Below are 19929 nucleotides of genomic sequence, written 5' to 3' on the forward strand. Positions count from 1 at the left end.
ACCTGCCATTTAGCCGGCCGGAAAATGGATAGGAATGTGAGCATGTCCCTGACCAACTCCCCCTCCCGTCCCGCCCCCGGACCCCGGACCGACATCCCCGGCCCCGCCGGTCTCCCTGTCATCGGCTCCCTGCTCGACCTCCGCCGCGACTCCCTCGGCGCCTTTTTAAGAGCCCAGCGCGAACACGGCGACGTGGTCCGCCTGGAGGCCGGCCCGCCCGGACTCCGCAGCGTCTTCTTCGCCGTCTTCGCCCCCGAGGGCGTCCAGCAGATCCTCGCCTCCCAGGCCGCCAACTTCCGCAAGGACCACCCGCTCTACGAGGAGGTCCGCCAGGCGTTCGGCAACGGCCTGCTCACCAGCCAGGACGCCGACTACCTCCGCCAACGCCGGCTGGTGCAGCCGCTGTTCACCAAGCGCCGGGTCGACGGCTACGCCTCGGCCGTCACCACCGAGGCCGATGCGGTCGCCGCCCGCTGGCGGTCGGCCGGCGGCGCGGTCGACCTGGTCCCCGAGATGAACCGGCTGGCCCTGCGCACCGTCGCCCGGATCCTCTTCGGCCTGGACGTGGAGGCGGCCGTCGAGGCCATCGACCGCTGCCTCCCGGTCGTCAACGACTACGTCGTCCGCCGCGCGTACAACCCCCTGAAGATGCCCCGGGACTGGCCCACCCCCAGGAACCTCCGGGCGCGCGAGGTCACCGCCGAGCTCAACGCCCTCTGCGACCGCATCATCGCCGAACGCCGCACGGCCGCCGGCAAGGGCTCCGCGGACACCCCGGACACCGACGACCTGCTCTCCCTGCTGGCCGCCGCCGGCAACGAGGAGGACGGCACCCTCGACGCCACCGAGGTCCGCGAACAGGTGCTGATCTTCCTCCTCGCGGGCCACGAAACCACCGCCACCTCCATGGCGTTCACCCTGCACCTCCTCGCCCGGCACCCCGAGGAGCAGTCCCGGATCCGCGACGAGATCCGCCAGGTCCTCGGCGAGGGCACCCCCACCGCCGCCGACCTGGACCGCCTCCCGCGCCTCACCCGGGCGTTCAAGGAGTCCATGCGGCTCTACCCGGCGGCCCCGGTCGTCAGCCGCCGGGCCGTGGCGGCCACCGAGATCGCCGGATTCGCCGTCCCGGCCGGTGCCGATGTCGTCGTCGCCCCCTGGGTGACCCATCGCAACCCGGCGCTCTGGGAGGACCCGGAGCGCTTCGATCCGGACCGCTTCACGCCCGAACGCGAGGCCGGCCGGCACCGCTACGCCTGGTTCCCGTTCGGCGGCGGGCCGCGCGCCTGCATCGGCCAGCACTTCTCCATGCTGGAGTCGGTGCTGGCCCTGGCGACCCTGCTCCGCTCCCACGAGCTGACCGCCGTCGACCAGGACGTCCCGGTCGCCGCCGGTATCACCCTCCAGGCCGCCGGCCCGGCCCGCGTCCGCCTCCGCGCCGTCTGACCGCCGCGACGGCGCCCGCCGCACTCCCGGCGGGCGCCACCCGCGCCACTCCGTCAAACGCAACAAAAATAGCGTTTGCATTTTCCGTCCCCACCCCCTACCGTCGAAGTCGTCAGTGCCCCCGCCGATAGGAGAAGGCCGTTGCTCGTCTGAGGTCTTGAGACACCGCGCCCGCGACCGGTGATTCGCTCCGCGATCCCCGCCCCGCGTGGCCCGTCCGCGACCTCGGCGTACGTACGGCGTACCCCGGCTTCCCTGACGTTCCCCGCGGTGTCTCCCTGCGCAGCTCGCCACCCACCCGCGCACCTCCCAGGAGACCTGCATGTCAAAGCCCCCCGCCGCCTCTTCTCCCGCCGCCTCCACGGCGTCCGTCGTCTGCACCGGCCTCGGCTTCACCTGGCCCGACGGCACCCCCGTCCTGGAAGACTTCCAACTCGCCGTCGGCCCCGGCCGTACGGGCCTGATCGGCCTCAACGGATCGGGGAAGTCAACCCTGTTGAGGCTGATCGCCGGCGAACTGACCCCCACCGAGGGCAGCGTCCGGACCGCCGGCGAGGTCGGCCACCTCCCGCAGCGCGCCCCGCTCGACACCCACCTCCGCGTCGACCAGGCGCTCGGCATCGCCGAGGTCCGCGCCGCACTGCACGCCATCGAGGGCGGCGACGCGAGCGAGGAGCACTTCGATGCCGTCGGCGACGACTGGGACGTGGAGGAACGCGCCCACGCCACCCTCGACCAGCTCGGCCTGTCCGGCATCGGTCTCGACCGCACCGTCGGCGAGATCTCCGGCGGCGAGTCCGTGCTGCTCCGGCTGGCCGCCCTGCTCCTGCGCCGCCCGGACGTACTCCTGCTCGACGAGCCCACCAACAACCTCGACCACGCCGCCCGCCGGCGCCTCCACGACGCGGTCGCCGCCTGGTCCGGCGTCCTCCTCGTGGTCAGCCACGACCGCGAACTCCTCGAACGCGTCGACCGGATCGCCGACCTCCGGGTGACGAGAGGGGCGGCGCACCGGGGGTCCCCCCGGACGGAGTCCGGGGGAGCCCCGGCCGAGGGTGGTGGTGGGCGACGGGTGGGCGTGCACTGGTACGGCGGGAACTTCTCCGCGTACGAACAGGCCCTCGCCGTCGAGCAGGAGGCGGCCGAGCGGATGGTGCGGGTCGCGGAGGCCGATGTCGCCCGCCAGAAGCGCGAACTGGCCGACGCACACGTCAAGTTGGCCCGTCGGGTCCGCTACGGCAACAAGATGTACGCGCAGAAGCGCGAACCCAAGATCATCATGAACGCGCGCAAGCGCGAGGCCCAGGTCTCCGCCGGCAAACACCGCATCATGCACACCGAACGCCTCAAGGAGGCCAGAGAACGCCTCGACGAGGCCGCCGAAGCGGTCCGCGACGACGACGAGATCCGCATCGACCTCCCGCACACCGCGGTACCGCCCGGCCGCGGCGTCCTCACCCTCCGCGGCCTGCACACCCGTTACGGCACCCGGGCCGACCTGGAGATCCGCGGCCCCGAGCGCATCGCCGTCACCGGCCGAAACGGCTCCGGTAAGACCACCCTGCTGCGCACCCTCACCGGTGAACTCCCGCCCACCGCGGGCACCGCGGAGGTCCACGTCCCGCACCGCTTCCTCCCGCAGCGCCTCGACGAGGTCCTCCACAACGACCTCACCGTCGTCGAGAACGTCGCCCGCTACGCCCCGGACGCCACCAACAACCGCGTCCGCGCCCGCCTGGCCCGCTTCCTGTTCAAGGGCGCCCGCGCCGACCAGCAGGCCGGCACCCTCTCCGGCGGCGAGCGCTTCCGGGCCTCACTCGCGGCCCTGATCCTCGCCGAACCGGCCCCCCAGCTCCTCCTCCTCGACGAACCGACCAACAACCTCGACATGTCCTCCGTCCGCCGCCTCGTCACCGCCCTCCACTCCTACGAGGGCGCCCTCCTCGTCGTCAGCCACGACACCCGCTTCCTGCACGAGCTGTCGCTCACCCGCTGGCTGACCGTCGAATCCGGCCACCTCACCGACACCGAACCGCTCCAGGCCCTGACCCCCTAGGGCCCATCCGCCGGGGGAGAGCCTGCGCTCGTCGCACCGAACAGCCGCAGGCTCTCCCCGCACTGCGAATGCAGCGGCTCCGGCAGCGCGTCCGGGGCGAACCACCCCACCGCGTCGAACTTCTCCGGCTCCCCGATCCGCACCGCCTCCGCCGCCACCTCCACGGCGAACACCACCGCCACCCAGTGCGAGGTGACCGGATCCCCGCGCAGCACGTTCCGCACGCCGATCCGCTCGACCCCCACGGGCCGCACCCCGTACTCCTCGTACACCTCCCGGCCCACCGCGGCCTCGAAGGTCTCCCCGAACTCCAGCGCCCCGGCACCGCAGTCCCAGGTGCCCGGCTCGTCCCGGGCCCCGGCGCTCCGCCGCGCCAGCAGCACCCGGCCGCCCCCGTCATGGCACACGAACACACACGACACCTTCGGCGTCCCACCCGTCACGGCAATTCCCTCCGCCCCGCTCAGAAGTGCGTCAGCAACTCGGCGAACTTCTCCAGCCGCAGCACCTTCGCATCCGCCGGATCCAGCTCCCCGTGCTCCAGCACCCAGGTGTGGGCGTGCGGAATGAACACCGCATTGAGCCCCGCCGAACGCGCCGGCAAAATATCCGACTTCGGCGAGTTCCCGATCATCCAGGTCTCCTCCGGCACCAGCCCGTGCGCCCGCGTCACCTCCTCATACGTGGCCACGTTCTTCTCCGGCACGACGTGCACCGCCCGGAAGTGCCCGGCCAGCCCCGACGCCGCCACCTTCCGCTCCTGCTCCTCGGTGTCCCCCTTGGTCAGCAGCAGCAACTCGTGCCGCCGCGCCAGCTCCGCCAGCGTCTCGGGCACCCCCGCGATCAACTCCGGCCGGGCCCCGGTGAAGGCCGCCTCCCACCCGGCGATCCGCCCCAACTCGTCCTCCGTGGCGGCCCGCCCCCGCACCCGCGCCACGCACTCCCCGAGACTCCGCAGGAACACCTTGCTCCCGTACCCCTGCGTCACCGCGTTCGCCGCCTCGATCCCGTCCAGTACGGCCCGCACCCCGGCCCGGTCCAACCCCGGCCCCGCCAGCCACCCCGTGAACTCGTCAATCACCCGCTCGAAGATCACGTTGTTCTCCCACAACGTGTCATCCGCATCGAAGATCAGCACCCGTGCGCCCCTCTCGCCATCCACCGACCCGGGCACCCTACGCAGCCACCCCACCCACCCGCACCGGAAAATCCGCGCAGCCGCACCGCCCGCACCGGTCACCTCCCGCCCCTCCCCGACGTCGACTCCACGCACCGACAACAGACCCGACGCCAAGGAGCCCCCACCATGACCGCGACCACCCCCACTCCGACACCCACCCCCACGTCCCCCTCCGCCCCCCACCACCAGCCCCTGCTCCGCCCCATGGACCTCGCCGGCCTCCGCCTCCCCAACCGGGTCGTCATGGCCCCCCTCACACGCGCCCGCGCCGCCCGCGACGGGCTGGTGCCGACGCCGATGCACGCCGACTACTACGGCCGGCGGGCGAGCGCGGGGCTGATCATCACCGAGGCGACCTGGGTCAGCAGGCAGGCGATCGGCTTCGCCGACGTCCCCGGGATCTACAGCGCGGAACAGGTGACCGCATGGCGGCGGGTCACCGACACCGTGCACGCCCTCGGCGGCCGGATCGTGATGCAGCTCTGGCACACCGGTGCCGCCTCGCACCCCGACCACCTCGGCGGCCGGGTGCCCGCGGGGCCGTCACCGGTCAACCCCCGGACCCGGTCCTTCACCACCACCGGATTCCAGGAGACCGTCACGCCCCGCGCGATGACCCCGGCCGAGATCGCCGCCACCGTCGCCGACTACCGCGCCGCCGCACACAACGCCCGCCAGGCGGGCTTCGACGGCGTCGAGATCGCGGCCCTCGGCACGTTCCTGATCGCGCAGTTCCTCAACCCGCGGCTGAACCACCGCACCGACGCCTACGGAGGCGACCGCACCCGCCGCCGGCGGCTGCTGCTGGAAATCGTCGACGCGGTCGCCGAGCCCTGGGACGGCCGGTGCGTGGGAGTCCGCCTGGGGCCGTACCTGGCCGCGGGAGACCTCTTCCGGCCCGACGCCGCCACCCTCGCCGACCACGACGAACTCGTCACCGCGCTGAACGACCACCCCGTGGCCTATCTGCACCTCCGCGGACCCGACCGCCCGACCCCGGACGCCCGCCCCGACACCGCGGCGCTCGCCCGCTACCGCCACCGCTTCCACGGCCCGCTGAACGCGAACAACGGTTTCGACCGCGAGACCGCGAACGCCGCCATCGAGGCCGGAACCGCCGACGCCGTCTCCTTCGCCACCCACTTCATCGCCAACCCCGACCTGGTCACCCGCTTCGCCCTGAGCCGCGACCTGGCCACCGGCGACCCCACCACGTACTACGGCGGCGGAGCCCGCGGCTACGTCGACCACCCGGTCAGCACCTGGCAGGACAACCCCGGCCAACAGCCCTGAAAATCACCGGGAACCCCGGAAACCCCGAAAACCAGAAACGGTGCCGACCGAAAACCGGCCAGCACCGCTGGTGTGTACTACTGGTGTCCGAGGGGGGACTTGAACCATACGCACACGCCGGTGATGCGGGGCGAGCTGCGGCTGGCGTAGCCAGGGTGCCACTGCCCGGATTGCTACGGTTCACCGCGCCCCCGTGTAAGGCCGGTCCCGGCTTCTGGGCGGTACCTCGACCGCGTCATGCAGTTGGAGCGACCCCACATGGGATGGGACGGCGATGGGGGCAAACAGCGGCTTCGTTGCGCCTTCGCGTCGTCGTCGCGGTTACCCAACTGCGCGCCTTTCAGATGGCGGAGGAGTCCCGGCCGCATGCACGGCCGGAGTCGATCCGGCCGTGCACGGCGGTGATCTCGTCGGCGCGGAGGCGCAGCCCGCGGATGTGGACGTCGGTCAGGGCGGCGTAGGGGATGGGCACCGGTGGCAGCACGGATGTGGAGAATCCCACGGGGAGCAGACCGAGGAGGCGTCCGGTGATCCAGTGCGCCGCGAGCCGGATGTCTCCGCTGGTGACGACTGTTGGTGCGGACAGGCAGACGCCGGCTCCGGAGCCGTAGGCGACCTCGGCGTCCTGCAGGGTCACGGACTGGGCGTGACACAGGGCTCCTGTCAGCGCGGAGAGCGGGCACATCAGGCCGGAGACCTTCATGGTCCGGGCCGTCACCGAGGTGTCCCCTTCTGCGGTGGGGCTGTTCGGCGGCTGGTAGGTGCCGTCCTGTGAGGTGAGGCACTGCGCGAGGGCTCGCGCCTGTTCCAGGGGCGCCGTATCGAGGTCCGCGGTCGGTGGCGGCTGGCACCGGACGGTGTTGGTGTGCGTCCTGCGTACGGTCGGTGCGGGCGTGGCTCGGGTGCGGTGGTCGGCTGCCGTCGCCCCGGGTGCGGCGGCTGCGAGGACGGGGCGCGCGCCGTTCGCGTCCGGTGCCGCGAGGGCGGAGGCCGGCAGGGTCAGGAGGGCAGCGGCCAGCGCGCGGCCCGTCACCCGCCTCATTCGGTCGCCTTGCCGCCCGGCACCGGTGTTGGGGTGTCCGGACTGGTGCGGCCGGTGGTGTCACCGGTCTGCCACCCGACGGCGAGTGCGCCGCCGACGACTGCCAGGAGCATGCCGGCGAAGAATCCGCCGAGGTTGGCCAGGGGGAAGGAGAGCAGCGCCAGTCCGATCGCGGCGACCCCGCTGACCGTGGCCCGGTGGGGTCGTGCGGCGGTGTGGAGGCCGCAGCCGAACAGGGCACCGGCGATCAGCAGTGTCGAGGTGGCGGCTGTCCCCTGGAAGCTGAGGTACTCGGGTCGCCGCAGCGGGAAGTACGCCATCTCCGCTCCGGCCGCGCAGATCAGGGTGGCTGCGGTCCACGGGCGGCCGAGTACGGCGAGAGGGATGTTCAGGTGCATGGGCGGTTCCCGAGGCGGATGGCCATGGTCGCGTCGCGCAGGGAGAAGGAGCCGGCGGCCAGGGACCAGGCGCTCAGCCGCATGTCGGTGATGTCGAGGGTCTTCGCCTGCTGGCCGTATGCCCCGAGGGCGGCGCCGGTGGGGGCACCGGCGTCCAGCGTGGAGGCGTCCCGTCCCATCTGGACGTCTCCGAAATGCAGGTCGCCGCGGACCTGCTTGAGGTCGATCACCATGTCCTCCGCGGTCACCAGGGCGCCGCGGCCGCCGCGGATGGTCAGGGTCACGGGGCCGAACGGCGTGCGTGCCACCGAGGACTGGCAGACGTTGGTGAGCGTGGCGTGGCCGATCCCCGCCACCGCCACCGGCCGGTTGCGGCCGCGAGCGTCCTTGTGGAAGGACGCGTACTGGACGGCGTCGCGTCCCTTGAGCTGGTCCGCGGTGACCTGGAAGGTGCTGCCTGAGATGGCGAAGTTGACGGGCACTCCGGCCGCTGTGGTGCTCCACACCGTCATCGCCGAGGCGGCCAGGGCGAGCACGGCGGCCACGGCCGCCCGCTGCCAGTTGGTGCCTGCGGCGGGCGCGGCGCTGCTGCTGTGTCTTCCTGGGCCGCGTCCCGCCGTGCGATGGCGTGCCATGCGTGTCCTTCCTGTGCGGTCCCTCGGCCTAACGCGACCGCAATGGGCGGGATACGCGCGCGCCGGATCAGCGAGGGGAAGTTCGCCCGTTCGGTCCGGCACCGGCCGACAGGTCCTGGAGGGCGCGTGCCGCTGCTCCGCGGGGAGCGAGGGCGCGGTTGAGGTACGCGAGGTCGAGCGGATCAGGATCCGGCAGGTCGCCGACGGACCGCAGGAGGTTGGTCCGGTCGTACGTGCGTCGATGCCTGAGGTAGGTCAGCAGGTGGCCGCCGAACTTGGCGACCAAGGTCTCGACCGGGGTGGGCCGTTCGAGGACCGGGGTGAGGGTGACGTGGATGCCCGTCATCTCCGGCAGCATCGAGGCGAGCAGTGTGTTCGGCGTGTTCTGGGGATGGGTGACGTGGAGGGTCCGCAGTCCGGGCCCGGTGTGTCCCGCGGCGGCGCGCACCATGGCCCGTACCGCGTAGTCGACCGGCACGAAGTTGAGGTGCCCGCCGGGGTCGCCGGGCACGCGCAGGTGCAGGGGCGACCGGCGTGTCCCGGCGATCAGCCGCACGGCGAGCTTGACCTGCCACGCTGCCAGCGCCAGCGCGCGGTCCAGCAGCCGCGGCAAGGCGCCGGTGGCCTGGTCGGTCGAGCCTGGTGGGACGGTGGTGCCGGCCGTCAGGACGCCCGGCCGCAGCACGGTGACGGTCCGGTCGGGGTGTGCCGCCGACCAGGCACGCACCGCGCATTCCGCGGTGTACTTGCTTGCCTGGTATGGGCTTTCGAAGCCGTACGCGTCGGTGAGGTCGTCCTCCGTGACGTGTCCGGTGCGGCGGGCGCCGGCGACGGAGGTGGTGCTGACGTGCAGCAGCCGGGCCCCCGGGGCGTGGTCCAGCAGGTCCAGAGTCCGCTGGGTGCCGCAGACATTGGTCCGGTGCACGGTACCCGGGTTGCCGGGCAGGCTGACGTCAGCGGCGCAGTGCCACACCTCCGCCAGGCCGTCCGCCAGCCGGGTCCGTGCCACCCCGTCCAGCCCGAGGTCGTCCTTGGTCAGGTCGCCGGTGACGTAGGCGAGGCGCTTCAGGTCCGAGGGGCCCAGAGGCGGACCGCCGAGCCGGACCAGCTGCCTCTCGGTGCGGGCGCGGAGTTCCGCCGGGGTTCCGCGGCCCAGGACGGTGACCATGTCGTCGCCGCGCGGCAGGAGTTCCCGGAGGACGCGGGAACCGAGGAACCCCGTCGCGCCGGTGATCAGGACAGGCATGGATACCTCATCTGGGCCGAATCGCACGCTCGTCGAGCGGCCCTGCGCCGCCACGTGAAGGGAAAGGCGGACGACGGACACCCTGGAGGTCCCGCCGAACGATGCCGGCGTCCCCCGGCGTCCCCGGCAGATGCCTGAAGGCGCGGCGGTCTACGATTCCGCCTCCCGTTGGAGGAGGCCGGGAAGGCTCCGAACGCAGACGTGGATGGATTCACGCCACAGAGGGGGCCGTGGCCGGTTCATCGGTCGCTTCGGGTGTGGTCGTGTCGTCGGCGGCGGTTTCGGAAGCTCCTGAGAGGCCGAGGCGCAGCAGGACCAGGTGGGAGATGTCGGTGATCGTGCCGCCGCTGCGCAGGAGCTCCATGGGCGGGATGTCGATGTCGAAGCGTCTGCGTACGGAGACCAGCAGTTCGGCGACCATGAGTGAGTCCAGGCCGTACTCGTCGAGCCGCCGGTTGTGGTCGAGTTCCTTGTGGTCCATGTGCAGGACGTCGGCCATGAGAGAGGCGAGTGTATCCGCGATGGTTCGCGCCGCGTCCTCGATGGACATGGCCGCGAGTGCCTGCAGGATCTCCTCCCGGGTGTAGTCGGCTTCCTCCATGTGATCGGGAAAGAGCAGGGAACACCGGGGTGCCGCGAGAGCGGGCAGCAGCCGGCGCATGCGGCCCCAGTTGTAACGGCCGACGCCTGCCACCTCGAAGCCGCCAGCCGTCAGCAGGTCGGCAGCGGTGAACGCCTCCCGGAGCGACACGGGTTCGATCCCTGCGGAGGCGAGTGTGTGTGTCAGCTCGTTGCGGGTGACATAGCCGGTTTCGCCGATGGCTCCCCAGGTGATCGCCTGTCCGGCGGCTCCGCGACCCCGACGGCGACGGACCAGAGCCTCCAGCCAGAGGTTGGCCGCAACGTAGTTGGCCTGGCGGATGTTGCCGATGACGGTCGTTCCCGACGAGTACGTCAGGAACGTCTCCATCTCGCGTCCGGCGAGGAGTTGGTCCAGCACCATGGCGCCTGCCGCCTTCGGGGACAGCGCGGCCGTGAACCGTTCGTCGGTGAGTTCGGTCAGCAGATCGTCCTCCAGCTGCATCGCGCAGTGGACGACGCCGCACAGCGGGTGCCCGCCGGCGTCGATGTCCTCGATGACGCGCCGCATGGCCGGGAGGTCGGCGACATCGGCGGCGTAGGCGGTGGCCTGTACGCCGCGCGCCGCGAGTTCGGCCAGCACGGCCGGGGCTTCTGGTGCCTGGTCGCCGCGGCGGCTGACCAGCGCGAGGTGCCGCACGCCCCGCTCCGCGAGCCAGCCGGCCGTCGCGGCGCCGAAGCCTCCGAGGCCGCCGGTGATCAGATAGGTGCCCTGCGTATTCAGGCGCGGTGCCTGCCGGCGTCGCTCGACGGGGGCGGGTTCGTCCAGTGGGTCGAAGGCGACCACGACCTTGCCGGCGTGGCGGGAGTGCTGCATGAGCTGGAATGCCTCTGCCACTCGGGCGGCGGGGTACACGCTGTGCGGCAGCGGGCGGTACGAACCGTTGCGTACGCGTTCGGTGACGGCCGCGAACAGCGCGGCACCGTGGACCGGGTCGAAGGCAAGGGTGCTGAGGTCGACGCCGAAGAACGCGATGTTGTTGCGGAAGGGGCGCAGGAGCAGCGGTTTGTTCTCGTAGATGTCGCGCTTGCCCAGTTCGATGAAGCGGCCTCCGGGGCGCAGGAGTTCCAGGCTGCGAGTGATCGCCTCGCCCGCAAGGGAGTTGATGATGACATCGACGCCCTGTCCGTCGGTGGCCTCCATGACGCCGGAGGCGAACTCCAGGCTGCGCGAGTCGAGGACGTGATCGACGTCCAGGTGTCGCAGCAGTTCCCGTTTCGCGGGAGTGCCCGCCGTGGCGATCACGCGGGCCCCGCACATGCGCGCGTACTGGAGGACGGCGAGCCCGACTCCGCCCGCACCGCCGTGCACGAGTACCGTCTCCCCCGCCCGCAGCCGGGCCAGTTGGTCGAGGCTGTAGTGCACGGTGGAGAAGGCGACGGGCAGGGTCGCGGCCTCGGTGAAACTCATCGCCTCGGGGATGTGTCCGAGGGCCTGGTGGGCGGTGACGGTGTGCGAGGCGAGGGCGGCCGGCGCCAGTCCGTACACGCGGTCGCCGGGCCGGAAGCCGGTGACGTCCGGGCCGACGGCGGTGACGATGCCGGCGCACTCCAGGCCGAGGCCCACTTCGCTGTACGTTCCTTCGACCGCCTCGGCCGGCAATAGTCCCACCGCTTGCATCATGTCCCGGTAGTTCAGAGCGGCCGCCCGTACGGCGACGGCCACCTGCCCGGGGCCCGCCGTGACAGGAGTGTTCTCCACCCACGCCAGCCGGTAGGAGAGCCCGGGGGAACGCACGTCGAGTGTGAACGTGTCCGCGGCCGGTGCGGCTCCCGTCGTCGGGTCGGCGGCGGGCAGCGCCAGTTCACGGGGCACGAATCTGCCGCCGCTCGCGGTGATGACGACTTCGAGCTCGGCGTTGTCCGACAGGAGTTCGCGGGCGACGCGGTGGGCGACGGTGGTGGTTTCGCCGTCGCGGTCCAGTGAGATGGCGCGGACGCAGAGCCGCGGTTCCTCGTTGGCCAGGGTCCGCGCGATGCCCCACACGGCGGCGTCCTGGGGCGCGACGGCGCGCTCGGGCGGGGGCAGTGCGCCGCTGGGCCGGGTCACCAAGGTCAGGGACGCTCGCGTGCCGTCCGCAAGGTGGGCGCAGGCGGCGGTGACGGCACGCATGAGGGCCGCGCGTGCGGTTGCCTGCTCCACTGCCTGGGCGGGGTCCGGCTGGGCAGTCCCGCCGAGGATGACGCATACGTCGGCGCCGTTCTCCCCGAACTCTGCCGCCCAGTCGGCCGAGCCATCCTCCAGCAGGCGCACCGGTGTTTCGCCGCCACCATCGGGCGGCGGTACAAGCGCCGCGAGGGCCGCTGCGAAGCCGAGCTCTGCGGCGGTCTCCGCGACGATGACCCACCGGCGGCCAGTCTCGTTCGCCGGGAGCGGCGGCTGTGGGACATCGCGCCGGGGAGCGGCAGCGAGGAAGACGGAGAAGTCCTCGCGGCAGGGTTCCGCGTCATCGCCCGTGCGGACGACGTCCGTGAAGCCGCACCGCTCGAGAAGAGCGAGCCACCGTTCTGCGGGCAACAGCGGGGAGTCCGGGCGCTCTTCGCGATCCGTGCGGTCCCAGAAACTGTCGAGGGTGCCGAAGTAGGGTGCCAGCACGTGCGGATCGTGGCTCTCGATCGCCAGCAGCAGTCCGCCGGGGGCCAAGAGGGTGCCGACGTGGCGCACCGCTGATTCGAGGTGTTTCGCGGTGTGCAGGGCGTTGGCGGCGACCACGAGGTCGAAGCCCGCCTCGGGCAGCCCCTGGCCGGCCGGGTCGGAATCGAGGTCGAAGGTCCGGTAGGTGACGAAGTCGTACGCGGCGAAGCGGCGTTCGGCGCGTGCCAGGAAGGCCGGTGAGACGTCGGTGTAGACGTACTGGGTACGGTCGGCCGGCAACAGCGGGAGCAGGGCCGCGGTCGTACCGCCGGTGCCTGCCCCCACTTCCAGGACGCGCAGCGGCCGGTCGGCCGGCCACACCCGCACCGTCTCCCGCAGGAGGGCTTGTGCGACGCGGTTGTGGAAACGCAGGATGACGGCCGTGTCGTAGAGCTGCTCCGCATCGGCGAGGCTGCCGTCGGCAACCAGGATTTCCATGGGATCCCGGCCGTCGCTGGTGAGCACCTCCCGCAGACTGCTGATCGCCAGTCGGCTCTCAACGGACGCCTGCGGGAACTCCGTTGTCAGCCGGCGCAGCAGCTCCCGGTCGTCGAAGACCGAACGCGTGAGCCTCAGCCGCCCGGCGTCCTGCTCCAGCCGCTCCAGCAGTCCGTGCCGGACCATTTCGGGGATCATGCATGCGAGGTAGGGCCCGCGCCGGGGGTCCATACCGGCGGCGATGAGGTCGGCCACCTCGAAGGGAGCGGTGGTGTCCACCAGCAGGTCCGCGATGGCGGCTGCGTGCCGATGGGCAGCGGCCGCTTTGAGCATGGCCACGAAGTGCGCATAGTCGTTCGCGTGCCAGTCCGCGCGGAGGGAGGCGATCCGGTCAGCGGCTGCCGCCGTGAGGTCCGCAGGAGCCGCAGGCGGCTCGCCGACGACCGGTTCGAAGGCACCGGGCAGGGCACGCAACTCCGTATGATGTGTGGTCAGCGGCGTGTGGTGCGCGCCGGCGAGCCTACGCAGTCGGCATCGCCGCAGTTCGACGCTGACCGTTCCGTCCTGGTCGGTGACGACGATGTCCCAGCACGCTTCGTCCGCCGAGAATGCGCGCTGCCGCACATGGATCCACCCGGTCGCGGCAGGCGTGCGCCACACGCGGGCGGCGCCGACGGCGGCCGGGAGATACACGGTGCCGTCCGCCACGGCCTCGCCGATCAGTGGCGCGCCCGCTTGCAGGGCTCCGTCCAGCAGGGCGGGGTGCGCCTCGTACTCCTCGCTGGGCGCCTCGTGCCGGTAGGCCGCCAGCACTTCGCCGTTCCCCACGTGCAGTTCGTGCAGCACCTGGAACGCGGGACCGTACTGGAGGCCGACGCGCCCCACCTCGTCGTAGTGTTCCGCGCCGCTCACCCATCGCGAGCAGCGTGCCCGTACCCCGGAGACGTCGAGGTCCGCCGGTGCCCGGCCGAGCAGGGCACGGACCCGTGCCCGGACGTGCTGCCGAGGCCGTCGGGTCTGCGCGTCGGTGCTGGTGATGCTCACCAGTCCGTCGTCCGGGGTGACGGCCAGCTGGATGCGGACGCTGCCGGCATCCGCCCAGGGCACGACCAGGGGGCGCGTGATCTCCAGGCAGTCCACTTCCACCGCCGCGTCGAGGGTGAGGCGGCCGGCGGCCATCGCCATCTCCACGTAGGCCGTCGCCGGGACCACGACCGAGCCCGCCAGCTTGTGGTCGGCCAGCCAGGGCGCCAACGCGGGTTCGACGGCCCCCTGCCAGGTCGGTACGGGGGAAGGCAGCCGCTCGCCCAGTAGCGGGTGATCCAGGTGGCCCGAGCCGCTGGTCCGCAACCAGGTCTGTGGAGTGCCGCTCCAGTGCCGCTCGCGCTGCCACGGGTACGCCGGCAGTTGTGCCACCCGGCCCTGCCGGGGGAAGTACACGCTCCAGTCCACCTGGGCGCCTTCGGCCATGAGCGTGGTCACCGCCTGGCGCACCGCGTCCTGCCCGCCCCGGCCGCGCTGAAGCGTTGCTGTCACCGCGATCACCGTCCGGGGGCGGGAGTTGGCGATACGGCGCAGATAGGATCGCAGGACAGGGTGCGGCCCGATCTCCACGAAAACATCCGCGCCGTCGTCGACCGCCTGCTCCACCGCTGAGGCGAACCGCACCGGCTCACGGACGTTGCGCCACCAGTAGTCCGCACCGAGGTCGGTGCCCTCGATCCGTCCACCGGTCACGGACGAGAACATCGCGATCTTCGTCGTCGCAGGCTGCAGGCCGGCCAGGCCCTGGCGCAGCGGCTCCTCGACCGGGTCCATCGCCGCGCTGTGGAAGGCGTAGTCCAGTTCGAGTTCCTTGCAGCCCACGCCACGCTGCGCCGACTGCTCGGCGAATGCCCGCAATCCGGCGGCCGGGCCGGCGATCGTCACATCGCGCCCGCTGTTCACCGCCGCAACTTCCAATCCGGGGAACGCCGCCACCGCCTCCTCGGCCTCCGACGGCGACAGCGCAACGGCGGCCATCCTGCCGCTCCCAGCGGTGGCCGCCTGAGTACGGCTGCGCTCGGCGATCACCTGGGCAGCCTGCCGCAGGTCGAGCGCCCCGGCGATATGGGCGGCGGCGACCTCCCCGACACTGTGCCCGAGCACGCTGTGCGGGGTGATGCCCTGTTCCTCCAGCATCCGCACCAGGCCGACCTGTACGGCGAACAGCAGTGGCTGGGCGATTTCCGTGGCCGCGAGACGCGCCTGGCCCGCCGGCACGGTGAGTTCCTCGGCGACCGACCAGCCGAGCAACGGAGCCAGCGCGGCATCGACCGCCATGACGGCCGCTCGGAAGGTCGCGCTGCTTGCCAGGAGATCGGCCGCCATGCCCGCCCACTGTGATCCGTTGCCGGAGAAGACAAAGGCGACCCGCCCATGGCGGACCGCCTGGGTGGTGGTACCAACCGAGCAATCGCGCTCGTCGTCGCGCGGGAGCGGGATGAACGCACTCTGTTCCGGCTCGCCCGTCGCGGGCGGGGCGACCGTCGCTTCCCCGGCGCCGGCCTGCGGCCCGGCGAGAGCGCGCAACCGCTGGGCGGTGACGCGGGGACCGGCCAGTACGGCCGCGCGGTGCGGGTGCATGCCGCGGCGCCGGCAGGTGGTGTAGGCGATGTCGTAGAACTCTCGCGGGGTGGCGGTCACCAGCCGGTCGGCAAGCTGTGACGCAGCCTCAGCCAGAGCTTTTGGCGTCTGTGCGGAGACGATCACCGGGTACGCCTCGGCGTGCCCCAGTACCTCCTTGGCACCGGAACCCTCCCGTGGGGCGGGCGGCATTCCCGGCGAAGAGGTGAGAATGACATGGGCGTTGGAGCCACCGAACCCGAAGGAGTTGACGCCGACGACCTGCCGATCGACAGCGCCCAAAGGCTGGCACCGTGTCACGGGCGCGAGGTTGAGCCCGGTGAAATCGATGTCCGGGTTGGGCGGGCAGGCGTGCAGAGAAGGCGGGATCGTCCCGTGCCGGAGCACGAGCAGCGCCTTGAGCAGCCCCGCCATCCCGGAAGCGGGCTCCAGGTGCCCGACGTTGGTCTTCACCGAGCCGATCGGCAGTACCCCGCCGGCTCGTTGGCGGCCCAGTGCCCGGCCGATGGCCCGGCACTCCAGCGGATCGCCCACCAGGGTGCCGGTGCCGTGCGCCTCCAGATAGACCAGTTCGTCCGGCGCCACGCCCGCCTGCGCGTACACGGAGCGCAACAGCTCTTCCTGCGCGTCCGCGTTGGGCAGCGCAAGTCCCATGGTCCTGCCGTCGCTGTTCGATGCCGTTCCCAGGATCACCCCGTGGATCCGGTCGCCGTCGGCCACGGCGTCCGCCAGCTTCTTCAGGACGACGAGGCCGCCGCCCTCGGCACGTACGAACCCGTCGGCATTGGCCGAGAACGAGGCGCATCGGCCGGTCGGCGACAGCATGGCCGCCTGTGAGAACCCCACATAGTGGTAAGGGCTGAGCAGCGCATTGACACCGGCCGAGAGCGCCACCCGGCTGCTGCCGTCGAGCAGAGTGCGACAGGCCCGGTCCAGCGCCACCAAGGACGAGGAACAGGCGGTGTCCACCGCCATGCTGGGACCGCGCAGATCGAAGAAGTGGGACAGCCGGTTCGCGGCGATCGAGGATGCGCCACCGGACATCGTGTACGCGTTGACCGTCTCCGGCATCATCATTTGCAGGGCTCCGTAGGAGGTGTCGGACACCCCCACGTACACGGCCGTGTCGGACCCCGTCAGTCGTTCGGCGGCGATGCCGGCGTCGTCCAGTGCCTCGACGGCCAGCTCCATCAGGAGCCGGTGCTGGGGATCCATCTGAGCGGCTTCCTTCGGCGCAATGCCGAAGTAGGCCGCGTCGAACCCGGCGATGTCCTCAAGGAATCCGCCCGCGGCCGTGTAGCTCTTGCCGGTGCGCGGCATCGACGTGTCAGTGAACCGACGCGACTCGAAGCGGTCCGCCGGCACTTCGCCGACCGCATCCCGGCCGCCCTCCAGAGCAGCCCACAACGCGTCGAGATCGTTGATGCCGCCCGGCAGGCGGCATGCCGCCCCGACCACCGCGATCGCCCGGTCCGGTGACGCTGCCTTGTTGTGATGCATGAGCGACCAGCTTTCCTGCACAGACGGAGACAAGCCGCCCTTCGGGCAGCACCAGACAATTACGCAGCGCGAGGATACAGCTACAGAACGCGATGAAGTGTCTCCGTGAAGGTGCACGCGCGATCTGTCTCCGCCACTCGCGCAACCCGCACCGGCCAGCATCACCCCCGACCGTGACGATGAGGGCTCCGTGGTCACGGCCGTGACCACGGAGCCTCTTTCCGCCTCAGGCGCGACGCTCTCCTGGCTTCCTGCAGCCGATCCGGATCAGCCCGAAGCCGTCTGCACGGCGCCGGTAGGGGCGACGACTTCACACCGTCGCGACGTGCGGCGCGCGGTTCCACGGAAGAGTTCGTCCGGCCGCCGCGGCGGTACCCGAAGCTCTGACGGCCGCATGACGCGAGAGCCCCGCCGCGACGCGGCGGACCCCCTGTGCGGGGAGGCGGTCGTCCGACGCCAGGGTGTGTCGTCCGCGGCTGCTACGCGAAGGTCAGCGTCGCCGGGCCACTCTGGCCGGGGACTCCCTTGCCCTCACACGCGGTGAGGCTCAGATCGGGCAGCGTGACCGTACGCGTGGCGGCACTGCCCTTCCCGAATCCGTCGGTCACCGTGCCGGCCGCCGTGACCTGGGAGGTGCCGTTCCCGAGTCGGTCCACGGAGGTCACCTTGAAGAGCACAGTGGATTTCTTGTCGTTGTTCCACTGGTAGGTGGGCTGGTCCTGGGTGCCGAGCGGGTTGTTGAGGGAGGTACAGGACGCGGTCTCGGTGAGTTGGAGCGTTCCCTTGCCGGACGTGATGCCGGCCGTGTCCTTGCACGACGTGTAGACCTCGGTGATGGTCACCTTGGTCGACTTGGCGGTGTCGGTGAGCGGCGGATCGTAGGTGACGGTCTGGGTACCGGTGCACGACAGGAGCGAGGTGTCGGCGTGTGCTGTGGCGGGCGCGAGGAGACCGCCGCACGCGAGCGCGAGTGCAGCGGTAGTGACGAGGGCGCGAGAGCGTATGCCGGCGAACACGGTGCCTCCTGGGCTTTCCGAAAGGAGTGGCGCACGGTGAGACCATTAGGGCACCGTTCTCGGCTGGTTGGCCAGGTCCGGCCACGCGGCAGAGGAGTGCACAGGCTCACTGCCAGGCGCACCACGAACCCTCTGCGCCGCATGTCTACAACAGTCCATCGTGCGTGCGGACGCGGGCTCTGTCCCTGGCCGACGTGGGGCCAGGTCGCCTCCATGACAGCCGCCCTCGCCCCGTCGCTGCGCGGGCACCCCGGGCTGCGCTTCACCTCATCCAGGCGCGCCGGCTTGAGGCGCGCCGAGGCCGGCGCGGCGACGGGGTAGCAGTCAAGTTGGTGACCGCGCCGCGCCGCGAAGGCGCCGACGAGGTCAGGCGCGGGCGGCCCTGGGCGCTGCCGCTGGAGGACCGGCTCCTGCTGGTCGCAGCCTACTGGCGCACGAACTTGACGCTGCGCCAGCTCGCCCCGTTGTTCGGCGTCTCGAAGTCCGCAGCGGACCGCGTGATCACCCGGCTCGGACCGATGCTCGCGCTCCAGCCGCGCCAGCGGTTCCGCAAGGACGCGGTGCTCATCGTGGACGGCACCCTGGTGCCCACCCGCGCCCACGCGGTGGCCGAGCAGTCGAAGAGCTACCGATACTCCACCAACCATCAGGTGGTCATCGACGCCGACACCCGCCTGGTCGTGGTGGTCGGCCGGCCCCTGCCCGGCAACCGCAACGACTGCAAGGCGTGGACGGAATCCGGCGCCAAGGAGGCTGTCGGCAACACGATGAAGATCGCGGACGGCGGCTATCCGGGTACCGGCCTGGTGATGCCGCACCGCCGCCGCAAGGGCGAGGAACTGCCCGACTGGAAGATCGCGCACAACAGGTCCCACAAGCAGGTCAGGGCCCGCGTCGAGCACGTCTTCGCCCGCATGAAGTGCTGGAAGATTCTGCGGGATTGCCGCCTCAAGGGAGACGGTGTCCACCACGCCATGCGCGGCATTGCCCATCTGCACAACCTCAATCTAGTCGGATGGACGGCCTGTTCCCACGACCGTCGACCGCACCCTGACCACGCCGAAGATCATTTACGGGACAGCCCTTACGAGTTGGTGCGTGATAGTGGGTGAGGGCGTGGTGGTCTTGTCGAGGGCTGATGTTCAGACTGTCGTTACGCGGTCGGAGACGAGGCCGGCGATGGCTCGATAGGTGGCGGGCAGGGCATCTCGTCGGTGGGTCCAGCGCAGGAGTTGCTTCCAGCGTTTGTGGTCGGCCAGGGCGTGTTCAACGGTGATGCGTTGGGACGAGTGCTGGTGGCGGGCTGGCTCCCGGGCCTCGTGGACTTCGGGTGGGGAGATCTTGTTCGCCTTCCTCGGCGGGGTGACCGCTTGGCCGGGATGGTCACGCCTGAGGCCGAGGTATCCGTCGTCCAGGAGCACCTTCACGTCGGGAAAGTGCTGGAAGCAGACGCCGATGCCTTCGTCGCGTGCGGCGGTCGCGTCGTGCATCCGGCCAGGTCGCAGGGCATCGGTCCATAATGTGCGGCCTTTGTGGTCGGCGACGACGGTGGCTTTCATGGTGTTCTGTTTCTTCTTGCCGGAGACGAATGCGCGGCGTCCGCCGCGGCCCGCCACCTCGGGCCGGCGGACCTGGACCTCGGTGGCGTCAAGGCGCAGCTCGACGCCCTCGGCCTGGGCATAGGCGAACACGTCCGCCAGTGTCCGAAGGCGCAGACCGGACCGGCCGGGGACCGCGCAGCCCCGCTCTGCCAGGAGGGTGCGGATCTCGCCGACGGCCC

The 19929-nt window shown here is 71.3% G+C and carries 13 protein-coding genes; 4 read left to right on the forward strand and 9 right to left on the reverse strand.

The annotated features are described in order from the left end of the window. Nucleotides 1–42: 42 nt before the first annotated feature. Both IEZ17_RS36695 and IEZ17_RS36700 read left to right on the forward strand, forming a co-directional pair. The gene (locus IEZ17_RS36695; RefSeq protein WP_189307954.1) at nucleotides 43–1446 is read left to right on the forward strand and encodes a cytochrome P450; all 1404 of its coding nucleotides are present in this window, start codon (nucleotides 43–45) and stop codon (nucleotides 1444–1446) included. A 322-nt stretch (nucleotides 1447–1768) separates the two neighbouring features. Further along, nucleotides 1769–3502, forward strand: a complete 1734-nt coding sequence (locus tag IEZ17_RS36700) for an ABC-F family ATP-binding cassette domain-containing protein (protein WP_189307956.1) — start codon at nucleotides 1769–1771, stop codon at nucleotides 3500–3502. Here the strand turns inward: IEZ17_RS36700 and IEZ17_RS36705 are convergent. Both IEZ17_RS36705 and IEZ17_RS36710 read right to left on the reverse strand, forming a co-directional pair. Then, the gene (locus IEZ17_RS36705) at nucleotides 3499–3915 is read right to left on the reverse strand and encodes an NUDIX domain-containing protein (protein WP_229852991.1); all 417 of its coding nucleotides are present in this window, start codon (nucleotides 3913–3915) and stop codon (nucleotides 3499–3501) included. The two genes, IEZ17_RS36700 and IEZ17_RS36705, sit on opposite strands and share 4 nt — an antisense overlap. A gap of 50 nt (nucleotides 3916–3965) precedes the next feature. Then, a complete protein-coding gene (locus IEZ17_RS36710; protein WP_189307958.1) occupies nucleotides 3966–4664 on the reverse strand; it encodes an HAD family hydrolase in 699 nt (232 codons plus the stop codon). Nucleotides 4665–4808: 144 nt separating this feature from the next. Between IEZ17_RS36710 and IEZ17_RS36715 the strand changes: the two genes are divergently transcribed. Beyond that, nucleotides 4809–5975: an alkene reductase gene (locus tag IEZ17_RS36715; RefSeq protein WP_189307960.1), complete on the forward strand. Its 1167-nt coding sequence runs from the start codon at nucleotides 4809–4811 to the stop codon at nucleotides 5973–5975. 340 nt (nucleotides 5976–6315) lie between these two features. Here the strand turns inward: IEZ17_RS36715 and IEZ17_RS36720 are convergent, their stop codons facing one another. The 6 genes from IEZ17_RS36720 to IEZ17_RS36745 form a co-directional block, all read right to left on the reverse strand. Further along, nucleotides 6316–7017: a hypothetical protein gene (locus IEZ17_RS36720; protein ID WP_189307962.1), complete on the reverse strand. Its 702-nt coding sequence runs from the start codon at nucleotides 7015–7017 to the stop codon at nucleotides 6316–6318. Then, complete coding sequence (locus IEZ17_RS36725; protein ID WP_189307964.1) at nucleotides 7014–7415, reverse strand: DUF6114 domain-containing protein; 402 nt, start codon at nucleotides 7413–7415, stop codon at nucleotides 7014–7016. The genes IEZ17_RS36720 and IEZ17_RS36725 overlap by 4 nt, the downstream gene beginning before the upstream one ends. Beyond that, nucleotides 7406–8050 carry a DUF6230 family protein gene (locus IEZ17_RS36730; RefSeq protein WP_189307966.1) on the reverse strand — a complete coding sequence of 215 codons (645 nt, stop codon included), beginning with the start codon at nucleotides 8048–8050 and terminating at the stop codon, nucleotides 7406–7408. Before IEZ17_RS36730 ends, IEZ17_RS36725 begins: the two co-directional genes overlap by 10 nt. A gap of 67 nt (nucleotides 8051–8117) precedes the next feature. Beyond that, a complete protein-coding gene (locus IEZ17_RS36735; RefSeq protein ID WP_189307967.1) occupies nucleotides 8118–9296 on the reverse strand; it encodes an SDR family oxidoreductase in 1179 nt (392 codons plus the stop codon). 211 nt (nucleotides 9297–9507) lie between these two features. Beyond that, the gene (locus IEZ17_RS36740) at nucleotides 9508–17133 is read right to left on the reverse strand and encodes a type I polyketide synthase (protein ID WP_189307968.1); all 7626 of its coding nucleotides are present in this window, start codon (nucleotides 17131–17133) and stop codon (nucleotides 9508–9510) included. A gap of 479 nt (nucleotides 17134–17612) precedes the next feature. Beyond that, nucleotides 17613–18149 carry a hypothetical protein gene (locus IEZ17_RS36745; protein WP_189307969.1) on the reverse strand — a complete coding sequence of 179 codons (537 nt, stop codon included), beginning with the start codon at nucleotides 18147–18149 and terminating at the stop codon, nucleotides 17613–17615. Between the two features lie 269 nt (nucleotides 18150–18418). On the opposite strand from IEZ17_RS36745, the gene IEZ17_RS36750 reads away from it, so the two are divergent. Next, nucleotides 18419–19261, forward strand: a complete 843-nt coding sequence (locus IEZ17_RS36750) for a transposase (protein ID WP_229852994.1) — start codon at nucleotides 18419–18421, stop codon at nucleotides 19259–19261. A 30-nt stretch (nucleotides 19262–19291) separates the two neighbouring features. On the opposite strand, the gene IEZ17_RS36755 is transcribed toward IEZ17_RS36750, so the two are convergent. Beyond that, the coding region (locus IEZ17_RS36755) for a transposase family protein (protein ID WP_189307970.1) at nucleotides 19292–19929 on the reverse strand (638 nt) is incomplete at its 5' end.

The organism is Streptomyces albospinus (genome assembly GCF_014648695.1).
GTDB lineage: Bacteria > Actinomycetota > Actinomycetes > Streptomycetales > Streptomycetaceae > Streptomyces > Streptomyces albospinus.